This window comes from Bradyrhizobium sp. USDA 4504 (assembly GCF_054063995.1).
Map to the genome: position 1 here is coordinate 7,259,437 of NZ_JBSSGV010000001.1, position 16,430 is coordinate 7,275,866.

At 64.6% G+C, this 16,430-nt stretch carries 17 protein-coding genes; 11 read left to right on the forward strand and 6 right to left on the reverse strand.

Translation table 11 applies throughout. The features are described 5' to 3' along the window. Window positions 1-35: 35 nt before the first annotated feature. The 4 genes from ACVMB1_RS34030 to ACVMB1_RS34045 form a co-directional block, all read right to left on the reverse strand. The gene (locus ACVMB1_RS34030) at window positions 36-461 is read right to left on the reverse strand and encodes a VOC family protein (protein WP_076833716.1); all 426 of its coding nucleotides are present in this window, start codon (window positions 459-461) and stop codon (window positions 36-38) included. A gap of 68 nt (window positions 462-529) precedes the next feature. Beyond that, complete coding sequence (locus ACVMB1_RS34035) at window positions 530-1,384, reverse strand: helix-turn-helix domain-containing protein (RefSeq protein ID WP_076833719.1); 855 nt, start codon at window positions 1,382-1,384, stop codon at window positions 530-532. 22 nt (window positions 1,385-1,406) lie between these two features. Then, window positions 1,407-2,117, reverse strand: coding sequence for a bifunctional nicotinamidase/pyrazinamidase (gene pncA, locus ACVMB1_RS34040; protein WP_057020357.1), 711 nt, complete (start codon window positions 2,115-2,117; stop codon window positions 1,407-1,409). Between the two features lie 84 nt (window positions 2,118-2,201). Next, window positions 2,202-3,137 (reverse strand): hypothetical protein, encoded by a 936-nt coding sequence (locus ACVMB1_RS34045; protein WP_057020358.1) that lies wholly within the window; start codon window positions 3,135-3,137, stop codon window positions 2,202-2,204. Between the two features lie 566 nt (window positions 3,138-3,703). Between ACVMB1_RS34045 and dnaK the strand changes: the two genes are divergently transcribed. The 8 genes from dnaK to ACVMB1_RS34085 all read left to right on the forward strand — a co-directional run bounded on the left by dnaK (window position 3,704) and on the right by ACVMB1_RS34085 (window position 10,824). Then, on the forward strand, window positions 3,704-5,605 hold the full coding sequence (gene dnaK, locus ACVMB1_RS34050) for a molecular chaperone DnaK (protein ID WP_028335770.1): 1,902 nt from the start codon (window positions 3,704-3,706) through the stop codon (window positions 5,603-5,605). Between the two features lie 172 nt (window positions 5,606-5,777). Then, complete coding sequence (gene dnaJ, locus ACVMB1_RS34055; RefSeq protein ID WP_076833720.1) at window positions 5,778-6,905, forward strand: molecular chaperone DnaJ; 1,128 nt, start codon at window positions 5,778-5,780, stop codon at window positions 6,903-6,905. 99 nt (window positions 6,906-7,004) lie between these two features. After that, on the forward strand, window positions 7,005-7,607 hold the full coding sequence (locus tag ACVMB1_RS34060; RefSeq protein WP_076833722.1) for a class I SAM-dependent methyltransferase: 603 nt from the start codon (window positions 7,005-7,007) through the stop codon (window positions 7,605-7,607). 48 nt (window positions 7,608-7,655) lie between these two features. Next, on the forward strand, window positions 7,656-8,234 hold the full coding sequence (locus tag ACVMB1_RS34065; protein WP_076833724.1) for an NADPH-dependent FMN reductase: 579 nt from the start codon (window positions 7,656-7,658) through the stop codon (window positions 8,232-8,234). 6 nt (window positions 8,235-8,240) lie between these two features. Further along, a complete protein-coding gene (pyrF, locus tag ACVMB1_RS34070; protein WP_057020362.1) occupies window positions 8,241-8,951 on the forward strand; it encodes an orotidine-5'-phosphate decarboxylase in 711 nt (236 codons plus the stop codon). A gap of 21 nt (window positions 8,952-8,972) precedes the next feature. Beyond that, the gene (locus ACVMB1_RS34075) at window positions 8,973-9,269 is read left to right on the forward strand and encodes a DUF1330 domain-containing protein (protein WP_076833726.1); all 297 of its coding nucleotides are present in this window, start codon (window positions 8,973-8,975) and stop codon (window positions 9,267-9,269) included. A 71-nt stretch (window positions 9,270-9,340) separates the two neighbouring features. Further along, window positions 9,341-10,153, forward strand: coding sequence for a 4-hydroxy-tetrahydrodipicolinate reductase (gene dapB / locus ACVMB1_RS34080; protein WP_028341754.1), 813 nt, complete (start codon window positions 9,341-9,343; stop codon window positions 10,151-10,153). Window positions 10,154-10,200: 47 nt separating this feature from the next. Then, window positions 10,201-10,824 carry a 2,3-bisphosphoglycerate-dependent phosphoglycerate mutase gene (locus tag ACVMB1_RS34085; RefSeq protein ID WP_076833727.1) on the forward strand — a complete coding sequence of 208 codons (624 nt, stop codon included), beginning with the start codon at window positions 10,201-10,203 and terminating at the stop codon, window positions 10,822-10,824. 124 nt (window positions 10,825-10,948) lie between these two features. Here the strand turns inward: ACVMB1_RS34085 and ACVMB1_RS34090 are convergent, their stop codons facing one another. After that, a complete protein-coding gene (locus ACVMB1_RS34090) occupies window positions 10,949-11,845 on the reverse strand; it encodes a methylated-DNA--[protein]-cysteine S-methyltransferase (protein ID WP_076833729.1) in 897 nt (298 codons plus the stop codon). Window positions 11,846-12,118: 273 nt separating this feature from the next. Continuing rightward, window positions 12,119-12,679, reverse strand: coding sequence for a DUF2244 domain-containing protein (locus ACVMB1_RS34095; RefSeq protein WP_244558980.1), 561 nt, complete (start codon window positions 12,677-12,679; stop codon window positions 12,119-12,121). A gap of 22 nt (window positions 12,680-12,701) precedes the next feature. Here ACVMB1_RS34095 and nth point away from each other — a divergent pair, with 22 nt between their 5' ends. From nth to ACVMB1_RS34110, 3 genes are all read left to right on the forward strand, one after another. Next, window positions 12,702-13,475 carry an endonuclease III gene (gene nth, locus ACVMB1_RS34100; protein WP_456849942.1) on the forward strand — a complete coding sequence of 258 codons (774 nt, stop codon included), beginning with the start codon at window positions 12,702-12,704 and terminating at the stop codon, window positions 13,473-13,475. 106 nt (window positions 13,476-13,581) lie between these two features. After that, the gene (locus tag ACVMB1_RS34105; protein ID WP_076833731.1) at window positions 13,582-14,727 is read left to right on the forward strand and encodes an HlyD family secretion protein; all 1,146 of its coding nucleotides are present in this window, start codon (window positions 13,582-13,584) and stop codon (window positions 14,725-14,727) included. Next, window positions 14,714-16,342, forward strand: a complete 1,629-nt coding sequence (locus ACVMB1_RS34110) for an MFS transporter (RefSeq protein ID WP_076833733.1) — start codon at window positions 14,714-14,716, stop codon at window positions 16,340-16,342. Before ACVMB1_RS34105 ends, ACVMB1_RS34110 begins: the two co-directional genes overlap by 14 nt. Window positions 16,343-16,430: the final 88 nt, after the last annotated feature.

Genomic DNA, 16,430 nt, shown 5'->3' on the forward strand with positions numbered 1-16,430 from the left:
GGACACCCGTCTGTGAGCTCGCGGATTGCGCGGGCTCACGGTCGCGGCTTCTCGTGTGCCTTCGGCCAATAGGTGCCGAAGCTCCAGAGATTTCCTTCCGGATCGCGGCAGGCGAAGTCGCGGCTGCCATAATCCGTGTTTCGCAGTTCCATCTCGATCTTCGCTCCGGCAGCCTTGACCTTCGCGTACAGCGCGTCGGGATCGTCGACGGCGATATAGATCGAGTCGGTGCGGCGGTTGTCGAGGTCGCCGACCAGCCTGCCATATGCGTCGTCGCGGCTCTGGCCCAGCATCAGCATCGAGGAACCATAGGCGAGCTCGGCGTGATGGATCACGCCGCCATCGCGGTAGACGACGTGTTCGGTGAACCCAAGCACCGTCGTGAGCCAATTGGTCATCGCCTCGGCATCCTTGCAGCGCAGGGTCGGGTAGATGCGGGGCGGTTCGATGTCGTGCGTCATGGTCGCTCATCTCCTTGGCTGACGGCGCCATCCTGCACGGGGCAACGCGGCGTTAGCTTGAAGGTTTGTTACCAGTCCGCCAGCCCATCGCCGGCGTGAACCAGCCGGCGGTCGGTCAGCGCCCGGCGGCGCGCCCAGGCGGTTGGCGGTTCGCCTGCGAATTCGACGAACTCGCGGGCGAGATGGGCCTGGTCGGCATAGCCGCTTTCCGCCGCGATCCCCGCCCAGCCAAGCGCTGCGCCGCTTTGCGCCAGCCGGCTCGCCCGGTGAAACCGCATCATGCGCGCCAGCGATTTGGGGGCGAGGCCGAGTTCGGACCGAAACCGGCCAGCCAGATGCTTGCGGCTCCAGCCGATCTCGTCGGCCAATGCCGTGATGCTGATAGCGCCGGCCGAACGCGCCAGTTTTCGATAGGCGAACGCGACTTCGGGAGACGGCATGTGGCCGGCGCGGCGCAGCACGAACGCCTCGATCAGGTCGAAGCGGCGCTGCCAGCAGGTCACGGCGCCGAGCTGTTCGCGCAGACGACGGCCATCATGGCCGAGCACATCGTCGATATCGACCATGCGCCCGACCAGGTCGGTCACGGCGCCGCCGAAGAAGCCGTAGGCGCCGAGCGGGGTGAAATCGACCTGCACGCAGGCGGCGCGCCCGTCGGACTCGATGTAGACAGGCCCGGCATGCAGGCCGGCGGCGAAGCTGAGCTGACGATCGGCCGCACCGGGCTCGCGCGACAGCGCGATCAGGAACGGCGAGCCGAAACTGATGATCAGCGGGACGATCAGCGGCGCGGTCTGCCGCTGCGCGAACCGGCCCGTTGCGGTCTCGCGATAACCGGTGATCCGGACGATCAGGCCAGCCATGCGCGGCGACGGCAGGCGCTGCGCGAGATCGAATGCATGAGGTGACGCAGGCTCGGCCATGCGAATCTCGCGAGGCTGCGTCTTACGCGATATCCGAGGACTGGATGCGCTTGACGCCGGCCTTGGCCATGTCGTCCCAGGCCTTGGCGAGCGATCCCTGGGTGTCGATGCCGCGACAGGCGTCTTCCACCACATAGGTCTCGAAGCCGGCCTTGCGCGCATCGAGCGCGGTCCATGCCACGCAGAAATCGGTGGCGAGCCCGGCCACGAAAACCCGCTCGACGTTGCGCGCCTTGAGATAGGCGGCGAGCCCGGTGGTGGTCTTGCCGTCGGCCTCGGTGAAGGCGGAGTAGCTGTCGACGTCCTTGTGAAAACCCTTGCGGATGATCAGCTCGGCCTGCGGGATCGCGAGTTCCTTCGACAGCGATGCGCCGTCGGTGCCCTGCACGCAGTGGTCGGGCCACAGCACCTGCTTGCCATAGGCAAGGTCGACGGTCTCGAACGGCTTCTTGCCGGAATGGGTCGAGGCAAAGGAGATGTGTCCGGGCGTGTGCCAGTCCTGCGTCATCACCACATTGGCAAAGCTCTTGGCGATCCGGTTGATCACCGGCACCACCTGCTCGCCGTCCTTCACGGCAAGGCTGCCGCCGGGCAGGAAGCAGTTCTGGACGTCGATCACGAGCAGCGCGGAGCCGTCGTCGGGCTTGATCGCAGCCGCCCAGAGATGTTTTGGAACCAGCGCGGCAAGCGCCAGCGTACCGAGGCCTGCAACAACCTGTCGTCGATCCGGCATCGCGCCCCTCCTCGCTTTGATAATTGCACGAGGAGGCTAGTTCCGTTCGTGGAGCTGCGAAAGTCCGATTTTTCGGCGGGCCTGTCAGCCGCGCGGCTGGATGCCGTCGCGCACCGCGCGGAAGCGCGGGAAGGCCTTCTCCCAATCGGTGCGCGGGGAGCTGCCGATGATGCGCATCGATGTTTGCGCGCCGAACCGCAGCCACTGCACGATGGTCACCGGGGTATTGTCCTTGCCGCTGACGGCGTCGATGCGCGTCTCGAAGCCGGGCTGGCCGTCGATCCGGATCGGTTCGGACATGGTGATCCGCCCGTCGCGCACGCCGGGGATCGTGGTGGCGATCTGCTGGGCGAAGCGGCCGCGATCATCCGGTGTGGCCGGGGCCGAGCCGATGATGCCAAGCAGCATAAAGGGCTTGGTCTCAAGGCCCTTGTCGTCGCCGTCGGCCATCAGCAGCGCCGCGCCCGGCGCCAGCATGCGGACATTCTTGAAGCTGCTCAGCTCGGTGACCTTGAACGGCATCATGCTTAGCTGCTCGTCGACCGGCACCTCGTTGCGGATCTGGGCGGTGGCGAACATCTGCCGCACGGCGTCGTCGGTGTAGATCTTGCTCGCGTTCTCCGGCACCTGGACCGCGACATAGCCGGAGAAGGTCGGTCCCGGCAGGATCATGGAGTAGCGCCGCACATTGGTGGTGCCGTCACGCGCGCTCTCCACGGTGTAATAGGCGAGGCCCGCCGGCGTCTCGAGGCTCTCCGGCTTGATGTTTCCGCTACCGGCCGGGTTGGCCTTGAAGGCGCTCACGACCTCGTTGTAGGCGTCCGCGGGCAGATCGGCGATCAAGACCTTCACGCCCTGGTCCTCGGTCTCGAAGCCGATGAACGACTTGGCGCGGTTGAGGCCCACCAGCGGCTTCATCCCGACATGCGCGCCCGGCGGAAACACCACGTCGGCGGCAAAGCCACGACAGGTGGCAGCAAGCAGCAAGGCAACCGCAACGAGAAGTCGAAAAGGCGTCATGGGGGATCTACCGGTTTTGCTTGGTGGCCGCGCAACGGGGCCGGTGCAGGGCTGGATGGCCTCTTTCAGTCGGACCGCTTTTAGCGGTTTTGATGACCCTGCAACAGGCCGCCAAAGCCGCGCTCCGGGCCTGCAGGCCCGATTCCAGGGGCTTTTCGTCCCGATTGGCCGGCACTTTCCAGTTTCCCCACGTTTCCGACGATCGGCCACCAGCGGCCAAACAGCGCGCCCTCGGCCTGCGCCCGCTTCCGCATACGACGTTTGTGAGTGTTCACTCAACAGCGCGGACGTCGTGCAGCGGATGTTCGCGGTCGCCAGCGGGCCGCATCATTGCCGATTTGTTAACTTGGATCGGGCTTGAACCGGCGCTGCGGCCGGGCTGACACAATCTTTCAAACGTCAGTCTTTTCAGGCCTCAACGTTGCGTCCAGTCCTTGCGGGCAGGACCCTCTCTCCTATATCAGGCTCACCGTCGCAATATCGCGAGTATGTGAACGTCTGGGGGTTCGGTACGGAGCGCCGTCAGGGCCCAACCAACCTGCCGTAGCAAAGAGGATATCAAAACCATGGGTAAGGTCATTGGGATCGACCTCGGCACCACGAATTCGTGCGTCGCCGTAATGGATGGCAAGAACGCCAAGGTGATCGAGAATGCCGAGGGCATGCGAACGACGCCGTCGATCGTTGCTTTCACTGACGATGGCGAGCGCCTCGTCGGCCAGCCGGCGAAGCGCCAGGCGGTGACCAATCCCGAGCGTACGTTCTTTGCGGTGAAGCGCCTCATTGGCCGCCGCTATGACGACCCGATGGTCGAGAAGGACAAGAAGCTCGTTCCCTACAAGATCGTCAAGGCATCGAACGGCGACGCCTGGGTCGAAGCCGATGGCAAGACCTATTCGCCCTCGCAGGTCTCGGCCTTCATTCTGCAGAAGATGAAGGAGACCGCTGAGGCGCATCTCGGCCAGAAGGTCGAGCAGGCCGTCATCACGGTTCCCGCCTATTTCAACGACGCGCAGCGTCAGGCCACCAAGGACGCCGGCAAGATCGCCGGCCTCGAAGTGCTGCGCATCATCAACGAGCCGACGGCTGCCGCGCTCGCCTACGGTCTCGACAAGTCGAAGTCCGGCACGATCGCCGTGTACGACCTCGGCGGCGGCACCTTCGACGTCTCGATCCTCGAGATCGGCGACGGCGTGTTCGAGGTGAAGTCGACCAACGGCGACACCTTCCTCGGCGGTGAAGATTTCGACATGCGCCTGGTTGGCTATCTCGCCGACGAATTCCAGAAGGAACAGGGCATCAACCTGCGCAACGACAAGCTTGCCCTGCAGCGCCTGAAGGAGGCTGCGGAGAAGGCCAAGATCGAGCTGTCGTCGACCACGCAGACCGAAATCAACCTGCCGTTCATCACGGCTGACCAGACCGGTCCGAAGCATCTGACGATGAAGCTGACCCGCGCCAAGTTCGAGGCGCTGGTGGCCGATCTCGTCGAGAAGACCATCGAGCCGTGCCGCAAGGCGCTGAAGGATGCCGGCCTGACCGCCGGCGAGATCGGCGAAGTGGTGCTGGTCGGCGGCATGACCCGCATGCCGAAGATCCAGGAAGTCGTGAAGCAGTTCTTCGGCAAGGAGCCGCATAAGGGCGTCAATCCCGACGAGGTCGTCGCGATCGGCGCTGCGATCCAGGCCGGCGTGCTGCAGGGCGATGTCAAGGACGTGCTGCTGCTCGACGTGACCCCGCTGTCGCTGGGCATCGAGACGCTGGGCGGTGTGTTCACCCGCATCATCGACCGCAACACCACGATCCCGACCAAGAAGAGCCAGGTGTTCTCGACCGCCGAAGACAATCAGGGCGCTGTCACCATCCGGGTCTTCCAGGGCGAGCGTGAAATGGCTGCCGACAACAAGATGCTCGGCCAGTTCGACCTGATGGGTATTCCGCCGGCTCCGCGCGGCATGCCGCAGATCGAGGTGACCTTCGACATCGACGCCAACGGTATCGTCAACGTCTCGGCCAAGGACAAGGCGACCGGCAAGGAACAGCAGATCCGGATCCAGGCATCCGGCGGTCTGTCCGAAGCCGACATCGACAAGATGGTCAAGGACGCCGAGGTCAACGCGGCCGAGGACAAGAAGCGCCGCGAGGCTGTCGACGCCAAGAACCATGCCGACGGGCTGGTTCACTCGACCGAGAAGGCTCTGGCCGAACACGGTTCGAAGATCGCCGACACCGAGCGCCGCGCGATCGAAGACGCCGTCAGCGACCTCAAGGAAGCGCTGAAGGGCGACGACGCCGAGGCGATCAAGGCCAAGACCAACACGCTGGCGCAGGCTTCGATGAAGCTCGGCGAGGCCATGTACAAGCAGCAGGCCGAGGCCGATGCGGCCAAGGACGCTGCTAAGGATGACGTTGTCGACGCGGAGTTCACCGAGGTGGACGACGACAAGAACAACAAGAAGTCTGCTTAAGCGCGGATTTGCGATCATGACCCTCACACCAATGAGCACGCGCCGCGTCTCGGAGGAGTGGGGGTCATTTTTCTTTAAGGCGATCGCTGCATCTTCCAGACAGGCGCAATCCTTGACGCAATCGTCGGCGCAATCTTTGGCGATCGCGATGAACTTCGGACGGAATTGAAGGATGTCCACCAAGCGCTGCTATTACGAGACCCTCGAGGTTGAGCGGAACGCGGACGAGACCAAGCTGAAATCGGCTTTCCGCAAGCTCGCGATGAAATGGCATCCGGACAAGAATCCGGGCGACGCCACCAGCGAAGTCCGGTTCAAGGAAATCAACGAAGCCTATGAGGTGCTGAAGGACGGCGACAAGCGCGCCGCCTATGACCGCTTCGGCCATGCCGCTTTCGAGCAGGGCATGGGCGGTGGCGGCCCCGGCTTCGGCGCCGGCTTCGCCTCATCCTTCTCCGACATTTTCGAGGACCTGTTCGGCATGGCCGGGCAGCGCCGCAGCGGCGGCCGCGAGCGCGGCGCCGATCTGCGCTACAACATGGAGATCACGCTCGAGGAGGCCTTCCAGGGCAAGACCGCGCAGATCGAGATTCCGGTCTCGGTCACCTGCGAATCCTGCTCGGGCACCGGCGCCAAGGCCGGCACCAAGCCGAAGACCTGCTCGCATTGCGGCGGCGCCGGCCGTGTCCGGCAGGCCCAGGGCTTCTTCACGCTGGAGCGGACCTGTCCCGGCTGTCAGGGTCGCGGCCAGATGATCGAGGATGCCTGCACCTCATGCGCCGGTTCCGGCCGGGTGACGCGCGAGCGCACGCTGTCGGTCAACATTCCCCCTGGCGTCGAGGACGGCACCCGCATTCGTCTCGCCGGTGAAGGCGAGGCCGGTGTCCGCGGCGGACCGCCCGGCGACCTCTACATCTTCCTGTCGCTGACCACGCACCCGTTCTTCCAGCGCGACGGCGCCGACCTGCACTGCCGCGTGCCGATCTCGATGGTGACCGCAGCGCTCGGTGGCGAATTCGAAGTGCCGACCATCGACAAGGGCAAGACCAAGGTGAAGGTGCCGGCCGGCACCCAGTCCAGCCGGCGATTCCGCATCGCATCAAAGGGTATGCCGGTGCTCCGTTCGCGCCAGACCGGCGACATGTATGTCCAGGTCGTGGTCGAAACGCCGCAGAATCTGACCAAGAAGCAGCAAGAACTGCTGATGGAGTTCGAAAAGCTGTCGTCCGGCGCAACCCAGCCGGAGGCAGCGGGTTTCTTCTCTAAGGTCAAGGACTTCTTTGGCAATCGCTCCGTCTAGCCGCAGTCGTTATGCTTGACCGTAACGACTTCGATCTATACGTCTTTGTGACTGTTTTCTGACAACCGCTCGATTGTGCGGTCCCCGCCTGGTAGCGACATGCCTTTGCAATCGTCCGTGCGTGCGTCGAAGAAGCCCCTCCGTCTCGACGACGAGGTTCGATTTCTCCGTTCATGGATGGAGAAGCCGCTGCATATGGGCGCGGTGATGCCGTCCGGACGGTTGCTCGCCCGCACCATGGCGCAATATGTCGATCGCGACGCCGAGGGGCCGGTCGTCGAACTTGGACCCGGCACCGGGGCGATCACCAACGCGCTGATCGAGCACGGCGTCGACCAGAAGCGTCTCGTCCTGGTCGAATACAATCCCGGCTTCTGCGCGTTGCTGCGCGAACGTTATCCGCACGCCAGGGTCGTCCAGGGGGACGCCTATACGCTCCGTGATACGCTGTGGGAGGTGCTGAAATCTCCCGCCTCGGCCGTGGTCTCCGGCCTGCCGCTCGTCACCAAGCCGATGCTGACCCGCCTGAGGCTGGTCCGTGACGCTTTCCTGGCGCTCGCACCCGGCGCGCCGTTCATTCAGTTCACCTATTCGGTGGTGCCTCCGATTCCGAAGTCGCTGCCGGGCGTGTCCACAGAGGCCTCCGAGCGGATCTGGATGAACCTTCCGCCCGCGCGGGTCTGGGTGTATCGCAAGGGCTGACCACCCGGCGCCGTCGCGCCGGGCGAGCGCCTTACCTGCGATTTCAAAATGTCCGCGCTGAAAATCCTCGTGATCCCCGGATCGCTTCGGTCAGGCTCGCTCAATGCGAAGCTGGCTGCCGTGCTGGCGCACGAACTGGCGCAATCCGGCGCCGACGTCACCCGCATCTCGCTCGGCGATTTTCCGCTGCCGATCTATGATGGCGACCTGCAGGCGAAATCCGGCGTGCCGCAGCATGCCGTGAATCTGAAACGGATGATCGGCGCCCATCATGGCGTGCTGATCGTGACGCCGGAATACAATTCCTCGGTGCCGGCGCTGGTGAAGAACACGATCGACTGGGTGAGCCGCGTGCAGGATCCGCATGAGGTGCGAGGTCAGGTGTTCCACGGCCGCGCGTTCGCGATCTCAGCCGCATCCGGCAACCGGCTCGGCGGCACCCGCGCGCTCGCGGCGCTGCGCCTGATCCTGTCGGCGTGCCGCGCCACCGTGATCCCGAACCAGCTCGCGCTGTCATTCGCCGAGCAGGCCTATGACGATATGGATCATCTGAAGCACCAAGCCGACATCGACGCGATGCAGGCGCTGGTGCGGCAGCTGATCGACCAATCCCAACGCATGATGTGAGGTGACATGCAGCCAGCCAGGATCGCTCCAAGAGACCGGTTGATCGTGGCGCTCGATCTGCCGTCCGTCGCCAGCGCCGAGGCGATGATCGACCGGCTCGGCGATGCCGTCACCTTCTACAAGATCGGCTATCAGCTCGGTTATGCCGGCGGCCTCATCCTGGCGAAGCAGCTTGCAGGCAGCGGCAAGAAGGTCTTCCTCGATCTGAAGCTGCACGACATCGGCAACACCGTCGCGCGCGGGGTCGAAAGCGTCGCCGGGCTTGGCGCGACCTTCCTCACCGTGCATGCCTACCCGCAGACCATGAAGGCGGCGGTCGAGGCACGCGCCGGCTCCGGCCTGAAGATCCTCGCGGTGACGGTGCTGACCTCCTACGACGACACCGATCTGCATGCGGCGGGCTATCGCCTCAACGTCTCCGATCTCGTCGAAGCGCGCGCCAAACAGGCGCAGGCGCTTGGCGTTGACGGCCTCGTCAGCTCGCCCGAGGAGGCCGCCGCCTTGCGCAAGATCGTCGGCGACCAGATGAACCTGGTGACCCCGGGCATCCGCCCCGCAGGCTCGGCGACCGGCGACCAGAAGCGCATCATGACGCCGGCTCGCGCCATTGCCGCCGGCGCCGACTATCTCGTGGTCGGACGTCCGGTGATGGAAGCCGCCGACCCGAAGGCATCAGCCGAAGCCATTCACGCCGAAATCGCCCAGGCGCTCGCCTGAACAACAAGAGGGAGAACAGAGATGGCGAAGGGATACTGGATTGGACGCGTCGACGTTCACAATGAGGAAGGCTACAAGCCCTACATGGCGGCCAACCCCGCCATCTTCCAGAAATTCGGCGGCAAGTTCATCGTTCGCGGTGGCAAGTTCACCGGCGTGGAGGGACAGAGCCGCTCCCGCAATGTCGTGATCGAATTCCCCGATTACGCGACCGCGCTCGCTTGCTACCAATCGCCGGAATACCAAGCCAACATCAAGGTGCGGCAGCCGCATTCGATCGCCGACCTCATCATCATCGAGGGGTACGACAGCCCATAGTCCGCACATCGGGTAGCCGGTTCGGTTGCCGGAACAGCCTTGGCTCGCTATATCGCGTGGAGAGGTGAGCCATGGCTGACATGCGTCTGATTGTTGCGGGAGCCGGCGGCCGGATGGGCCGCACGCTGACCCGGGTGATTTCCGAAACCCCGGGGGCGGTGCTGGTCGGCGCTCTGGAAGCGCCGGGCTCGGAACTGCTCGGCAAGGACGCAGGCGTGCTCGCCGGCCTCCCCGCCAATGACGTCAAGCTGTCGGCCGATCTGTGGTCGATGTCGGCCGGCGCCGACGGCATCCTGGATTTCACCGTGCCGGCCGCGACCATCGCCAACGTCGCGATCGCGGCCGAGCGCGGCCTTGTTCACGTCATCGGCACCACCGGGATGTCGCCGTCCGACGATGCGGTGATCCGCAGCGTGACCAACCGCGCCATCGTGGTGAAGTCAGGCAATATGAGCCTCGGCGTCAATCTGCTCGCCGCGCTCGTCAAGCGCGTCGCGCAATCGCTCGACCAGAGCTTTGACATCGAAATTCTCGAGATGCACCACAAGTCCAAGATCGATGCGCCGTCGGGCACCGCCTTGATGCTCGGCGAAGCCGCGGCCGCGGGACGCAAGATCGCGCTCGATCAGCATTCGGCGCGCGGCCGCGATGGTCTCACCGGCGCGCGGCGCGCGGGCGATATCGGCTTTGCCTCGTTGCGCGGCGGCACCGCGGCCGGCGATCACAGCGTGATCTTTGCCGGCCCCTCCGAGCGCATCACGCTCTCGCACCATGCAGAAGATCGCGCGCTGTTCGCGCAGGGCGCGCTGAAGGCAGCGCTGTGGGCGCATGGCAAGAAGCCCGGCATGTATTCGATGGCCGACGTCCTCGGGTTGAGCGACTGACACCGCTCGACGGAATGAAATCAGGCTAAGCGAAAACGGAATCTGAAATGAGTGATCGTCTCCTTGTGCTCGTTCGTCACGGTCAGAGCGACTGGAATCTGAAGAACCTGTTCACCGGGTGGAAGGACCCTGATCTCACCGAGCAGGGCGTCAACGAAGCCAACGAGGCCGGCCGCAAGCTGAAGGCGCAGGGCCTGTCGTTCGATGTCGCGTTCACCTCCGATCTTACCCGTGCGCAGCACACGCTGAAGCTGATGCTGGAGCAGATCGGCCAGACCGGATTGCCGACCACGAAGAATCTCGCGCTCAATGAACGCGATTACGGTGATCTCTCCGGCCTCAACAAGGACGACGCCCGCAAGAAGTGGGGCGAGGACCAGGTTCTGATCTGGCGCCGTTCCTACGACGTGCCGCCACCCGGCGGCGAAAGCCTGAAGGATACGCTGGCGCGCACGCTGCCTTATTACGTGCAGGAGATCCTGCCCGGTGTGCTGCGCGGCCAGCGCACGCTGATCGCCGCCCACGGCAATTCGCTGCGCGCGCTGATCATGGTGCTGGAGAAGCTGACGCCCGAGCAGATCCTCAAGCGCGAACTCGCGACCGGCGCGCCGGTGATCTATCGGCTCAATGCCGATTCCACCGTAGCGTCAAAGGTCGATCTCGCGGGGTAGAGGTTTGATGTTGTCATTCCGGAGCGATGCGCAGCATCGAACCCGGAATCTCGAGATTCCCCGGTGCGCAATTGCGCACCTGAGGTCTGGTCCTTCGGACCATCCCGTAATGACGAGATAGAGGTTAGTGCAACCCCACCTGGCCGGCTTCCCAGCCCAGCATCGCCTGCTTGCGGGTGATGCCCCAGTGATAGCCGGTCAGCGCGCCGCTTTTGCCGAGTGCGCGATGGCAGGGCACCACGAACGACACCGGGTTGCGGCCGACCGCGGCGCCGACCGCGCGCGAGGCTTTCGGGCTGTTGATCTTGCAGGCGATGTCGGAATAGCTGACCGCGCGGCCCATCGGGACCTTGAGCAGCGTCTCCCACACCCGCACCTCGAAGTCGGTGCCGATCAAGACGACGCGCAGCGGCTGGTCCGCCCGCCACAACCTTGTATCGAACACGCGCTGCGCCAATGCTGCGGTACCGTCGGTGTCCTCGACATAGCTCGCGTTCGGCCAGCGCCGCTTCATGTCGGCGAATGCGGTCTGCTCGTCGCCGTGATCGGCGAAGGCAAGCCCCGCAAGCCCGCGATCCGTCGCGATCACGATCGCGGTGCCGAACGGCGAGGGATGGAAGCCGTAGCGCAGCGTCATGCCGCCGGCGCCGGTCTTCCATTCGCCCGGCGACATCGCCTCATGCGTGACGAACAGGTCGTGCAGCCGTCCCGGCCCTGACAGGCCGGAGTCGAGTGCCGCATCGAGCACGCTGGCGGAATCGCGCAGCAGGTTCTTGGCGTGGTCCAGGGTCAGCGCCTGCATGAAGGCCTTCGGCGTCAGCCCGGCCCAGCGGCGGAACAGATGGTGCAATTCATCCGGCGTGACGGCGGCGGCATCGGCCATCGCTTCGATGGTCGGCTGTGTGCGCCAATGCTCCGAGATGAACGCGATGGCGCGCCGAACCGAGTCATAGTCGCGCAGCGCGGCGCTCTGGAGGCCCGGCTTGGCCAGGCGCTGGTCGTGTATGGCGAGTGTCATCATGGTGTCTGATTTAGGAGCCATGGCGCGTCCAAACCACCCGATTTCTGACAAGCATGATCCGGAAAAGTGGGGACCGGTTTTCCGACGAGATCATGCTCAAAAGTAAGCTCGACTAGTGTCCCGAATCCGAAGTTCGCATCATTTGCCGCACTTTCGGAGCGAACTTCGGATTCGATAAGGACACTAGCAAACCTTTGATTCTAGTGTGCTTTATGAATGCGAAGTTCGTGAAAGTGGTTGCCGCGAAATCGCACGAACTTCGCATTCAGCACACTAGTGGATGGGGTTGTAAGTCGGGCCGCGTTTTGCGGCGTTGAGCGCCGCCGTCAAGGCCTTGGAGAAGCTGGCCTTTTCGTCCGGTCCGAGGAAGCTGCCAACGCTGACCCGGCGGCCCCGGGAGACCAGATAGAGCCGCTCGATACCGAACTCCTCATGCGAGATCTGTTCGAACCGCACCCAGAGCGGATTGAGCACCCATTCGGCCACATGACCGCGATGGCTGATCCTGCGCACCCGCAGTTCCGACGGTGTGACGGTGATCTCCTCGCTCGCCTTGGCGGAGCGGAAATTGACCTTGAACGCCCAATAGATCACCAGCGCGTCGAGGCCGAAGAAGCCGAAGATCGGCCAGGCGCCGAGCCACCAGAACACCGCGCCGGCGATGAAGCTGACCACGGTGACGAACGACATCAGCACGATAAAGCCGGTGCGATTCAGCGAGCGGTGCGGCGTCAGCAATGCCGAGAACAGTTTGGGCTCGGCCTCAGCGGCATCAGCCGCGAGATCATTGGCCCTGCGGTCTTCGCCCGGATCAAAGTCGTTGCCTGCGGTCATGGCCTATCAGTATATCCGGTTCATGGCCAAAATCATCCGCTCTCAACGCGCCAGCACATCAAGCGTTCGTTCCGCACCGAAGAAGAAGCCTGCGAATGCGGCAAGGCTGCTGCCCAAACGCGGGGCAAAGAAGGCCGCCAAGCGAACCGTAAAGTCAAAGCCATGGACATCGGAGGAGGTCTACGAGGCCTTCGACCGGTTCCGCAAAGCCAATCCCGAGCCCAAGGGCGAGCTCGAGCACCTCAATCCCTACACGCTGCTCGTTGCGGTGGTGCTGTCGGCGCAGGCGACCGACGCCGGCGTCAACAAGGCGACGCGAGCGCTGTTCGCGGTCGCCGACACGCCGGACAAGATGCTTGAGCTCGGCGAGGACAAAGTGCGCGACTACATCAAGACCATCGGGCTCTATCGCAACAAGGCGAAGAACGTCATCGCGCTCTCGCAGAAGCTGATCGCCGAGTTCGGCGGCAAGGTGCCGCGCACGCGTGCCGAGATCGAATCGCTGCCCGGCGCCGGCCGCAAGACCGCGAATGTCGTGCTCAACATGGCGTTCGGCGAGCACACGATGGCGGTCGACACCCATGTGTTTCGCGTCGGCAACCGCACCGGGCTCGCGCCCGGCAAGACGCCGCTCGAGGTCGAGCTGGGATTGGAAAAAGTGATCCCGACCGAGTTCATGCTGCACGCCCATCACTGGCTGATCCTGCATGGCCGCTACACCTGCCTCGCCCGCGGTCCACGTTGCGACGTGTGTCTGATCAATGATCTCTGCCGGTGGCCGGAAAAGACCGTCTGAGGCATGATCGTCGTCATGTGCTATCAGGGCGTTCTCGAGCGAAGTGGATGCCGGTCCGCGTGATAGGTTCGTCGGCTGTTCCGGTGGGTGATTGAGGGAGTGCGGTGTGGCAGAGCAGGTTGAAGATGGTCCGTCACCCGCCAGCCAGACCGCGACTGCTGCGGCGCCTGCCAAGGCGCAACCTTCGGCAAGCGGCTTCTGGAGCCGTTTCGCGATTCCGCTGTTTGTCGTGCTCGTCGCGCTGGTGTTCGTCGCGGTGGCGACCAGCCGCTGGGATGCCTGGGTCGGCAGCGCCACGATCCAGACCACCAATGATGCCTATGTGCGCGCCGAATTGACCCAGCTCTCCAGCCGCGTGTCCGGCGAGGTGCTCACCGTCGCCGTCTCCGATTTCCAGCGCGTCAAGGCCGGCGATCTCCTGGTGCAGATCGATCCCGCCGATTATCAGGCGCAGGTGGCGCAGGCCGAGGCCGGCGTGGTCGGTGCGCAGGCCGTGCTCGATAACCTCAACAACCAGGTCGAGCTGCAATACGCAACCATCGCGCAGGCCGAAGCTGCGCGGCTGTCCGCGGAGGCGCAGCAGACCTTGGCACGTCAGGAGGAAGAGCGTCAGCAGTCGCTGTCGCAAACCGACGCCGGCACGCGGCAGCGGCTCGAGCAGGCGACCGCATCCTACGCCAAGGCGGAGGCCGACGTGCGCGCCAGCCGCGCTGTCATCGCGGCACAGCGCCATCAGCTCGAGGTCCTGCAAGGCACCAAGAAGCAGCGTGCCGCCGACCTCGACGCCGCCAAGGCGCTATTGGCATCGGCCAAGCTCAAGCTTGGCTACACCAAGATCGTTGCGCCGTTCGACGGCGTCACCGGCGAGCGCCAGGTGCAGCCGGGCGACTACGTCAACATCGGCGCCAATCTGATCAACGTCGTGCCGCTGCCGAACGTCTATGTGATCGCCAACTACAAGGAGACCCAGCTGACCAACGTCAAGCCGGGCCAGCCGGTCGAGGTCACCGTGGATACGTTCGCGGGCCAAAGGCTGCGCGGCGTCGTCGAGCGCATCGCGCCGGCAAGCGGATCGCAATTCGCGCTGCTGCCGCCCGATAACGCCACCGGCAATTTCACCAAGGTGGTGCAGCGCATTCCGGTGCGTATCCACTTCGACAAGGGCCAGCCCTTGCTCGAGCGCCTGCTGCCGGGCATGTCGGTCGTCACGCGGATCGACACCGGCCAGGCGGTCGCCAATGGCGGAAAGTGACGACCGCGACCGTGGTCCGGTCTCGCGCGGCGACGTCGCGCGCTATCCGCTGTTCGCGGTCGTCGCCGTGCTGCTCGGCGCGTTTCTGGCGAATTTCGACAGCCGCCTGACCTCGGTCGGCCTGCCCGATCTGCGCGGCGCGTTCTCGCTCAGCTTCGACGAGGGCGCCTGGCTCTCGACGGCCGCCATCGGCTCGCAGATCTTCGTCGCGCCTGCGGTGGCCTGGCTTGCCACCGTGTTCGGCCTGCGCCGCGTGCTCGGCATTCCGAGCCTGGTCTATGCGGTGGTCTCGCTGACCATCCCGTTCGTGCGCGACTACACGACGCTGATCGCGCTCAGCATCGCCCACGGCATGCTGCTCGGCACCTTCGTGCCGGCGACGCTGATGATCATCCTGCGCAATTTGCCGATCCGATGGTGGCTGCCGGCGATTGCGATGTACTCGATCCGCGTCGGCTTCGCGCTCGACTCGTCAAGCTCGCTGGTCGGTTTCTATGTCGAGCATCTCGGCTGGCAGTGGCTGTATTGGCAGGGCGTGGTGATCGCGCCGCTGATGGGGCTGATGGTGTATCTCGGCACGCCGAAAGAACCCGTCAATCGCGACCTGCTGCACCATGCCGATTGGGGCGGCATGCTGCTGCTCGGCGCCGGGGTGTCGATGGTCTATGCCGGGCTCGATCAGGGCAACCGGCTGGACTGGCTGTCGTCGGGCACAGTGATGGCGCTCTTGATCGGCGGCGGGCTGTTGATCGTCGCCTTCATGATCAACGAAATGATCGCGCGCCGGCCCTGGGCGCATTTCAACGTGCTGTTCTCGCGCAATATCGGGCTCTCGCTGGTCGTCATCCTGCTGTACACGCTGACCAGCCTGTCGAATTCGTCGCTGGTGCCGAATTTCCTCGGCACCGTCGGCGCGCTGCGGCCGGAGCAGTCGGGCGTGCTGCTGTTCACCTACGGCGCGCCGCCGATGTTCGTGCTGGTGCCGATCTCGATCCTGCTGCTGCGCCACCTCGATCCGCGCATCGTCGTGGTGCTCGGCTTCTCGGCGTTCGCAGCCGCCAATCTCTGGGGCACGCAGCTGAGCCACGTCTGGGCGCGCGAGGACTTTGTCGGCATCGTCCTGCTCACCTCGATCGGGCAGGCGTTCACGCTGCTGCCGATCATCATCATGGCGCTGTCGAATTCCGATCCGTCGCGGGCGACGGCGTTCGCGGCCTATATCCAGATCATGCGCCTCGGCGGCGCCGAGATCGGCGTCGCGCTGATGGGGACCTGGCTGCGGGTCCGCGAGCAGATCCATTCGAACTATCTCGGACAGCACGTCCAGAATGGCGATATCGACGTCGTGAACCTGCTCAAGCGGCTGGCGGGTGAATTTTCCGGCCACGGCATTGGGACGGCGACGGGGCGCGCCGTCGGCACGCTGGCGGCGCTGGTGCAGCGCGAGGCCAACACGCTCGCCTATATCGACGGCTTCTGGCTGTGCTTCTGGCTCGCGATCCTGGCGCTGGTCCTGGTCGCCTTCATCACGCGCGCGCCGCAGGGCCCGTTGTCGCCGGCGCCGCTCGGCTTGGTGAAGAGCGCGATGCGCAGGCTGGGCGTCACCGCTTCCTGATTTTCGAAGAGGCGGCGCGGATATCGGCGCCGGGTCAATTTATAGTGAATGCGGCGCTCGCGCGATGTCGCAGGCGTGTTGAAATATT

What these genes read in the sequence shown, in the direction of transcription:
- ACVMB1_RS34030 (WP_076833716.1), bottom strand. Translation starts at nt 461, where the DNA reads ATGACGCACGACATCGAACCGCCCCGCATCTACCCGACCCTGCGCTGC.
- ACVMB1_RS34035 (WP_076833719.1), bottom strand. Translation starts at nt 1,384, where the DNA reads ATGGCCGAGCCTGCGTCACCTCATGCATTCGATCTCGCGCAGCGCCTG.
- pncA (WP_057020357.1), bottom strand. Translation starts at nt 2,117, where the DNA reads ATGCCGGATCGACGACAGGTTGTTGCAGGCCTCGGTACGCTGGCGCTT.
- ACVMB1_RS34045 (WP_057020358.1), bottom strand. Translation starts at nt 3,137, where the DNA reads ATGACGCCTTTTCGACTTCTCGTTGCGGTTGCCTTGCTGCTTGCTGCC.
- dnaK (WP_028335770.1), top strand. Translation starts at nt 3,704, where the DNA reads ATGGGTAAGGTCATTGGGATCGACCTCGGCACCACGAATTCGTGCGTC.
- dnaJ (WP_076833720.1), top strand. Translation starts at nt 5,778, where the DNA reads ATGTCCACCAAGCGCTGCTATTACGAGACCCTCGAGGTTGAGCGGAAC.
- ACVMB1_RS34060 (WP_076833722.1), top strand. Translation starts at nt 7,005, where the DNA reads ATGCCTTTGCAATCGTCCGTGCGTGCGTCGAAGAAGCCCCTCCGTCTC.
- ACVMB1_RS34065 (WP_076833724.1), top strand. Translation starts at nt 7,656, where the DNA reads ATGTCCGCGCTGAAAATCCTCGTGATCCCCGGATCGCTTCGGTCAGGC.
- pyrF (WP_057020362.1), top strand. Translation starts at nt 8,241, where the DNA reads ATGCAGCCAGCCAGGATCGCTCCAAGAGACCGGTTGATCGTGGCGCTC.
- ACVMB1_RS34075 (WP_076833726.1), top strand. Translation starts at nt 8,973, where the DNA reads ATGGCGAAGGGATACTGGATTGGACGCGTCGACGTTCACAATGAGGAA.
- dapB (WP_028341754.1), top strand. Translation starts at nt 9,341, where the DNA reads ATGGCTGACATGCGTCTGATTGTTGCGGGAGCCGGCGGCCGGATGGGC.
- ACVMB1_RS34085 (WP_076833727.1), top strand. Translation starts at nt 10,201, where the DNA reads ATGAGTGATCGTCTCCTTGTGCTCGTTCGTCACGGTCAGAGCGACTGG.
- ACVMB1_RS34090 (WP_076833729.1), bottom strand. Translation starts at nt 11,845, where the DNA reads ATGATGACACTCGCCATACACGACCAGCGCCTGGCCAAGCCGGGCCTC.
- ACVMB1_RS34095 (WP_244558980.1), bottom strand. Translation starts at nt 12,679, where the DNA reads ATGACCGCAGGCAACGACTTTGATCCGGGCGAAGACCGCAGGGCCAAT.
- nth (WP_456849942.1), top strand. Translation starts at nt 12,702, where the DNA reads ATGGCCAAAATCATCCGCTCTCAACGCGCCAGCACATCAAGCGTTCGT.
- ACVMB1_RS34110 (WP_076833733.1), top strand. Translation starts at nt 14,714, where the DNA reads ATGGCGGAAAGTGACGACCGCGACCGTGGTCCGGTCTCGCGCGGCGAC.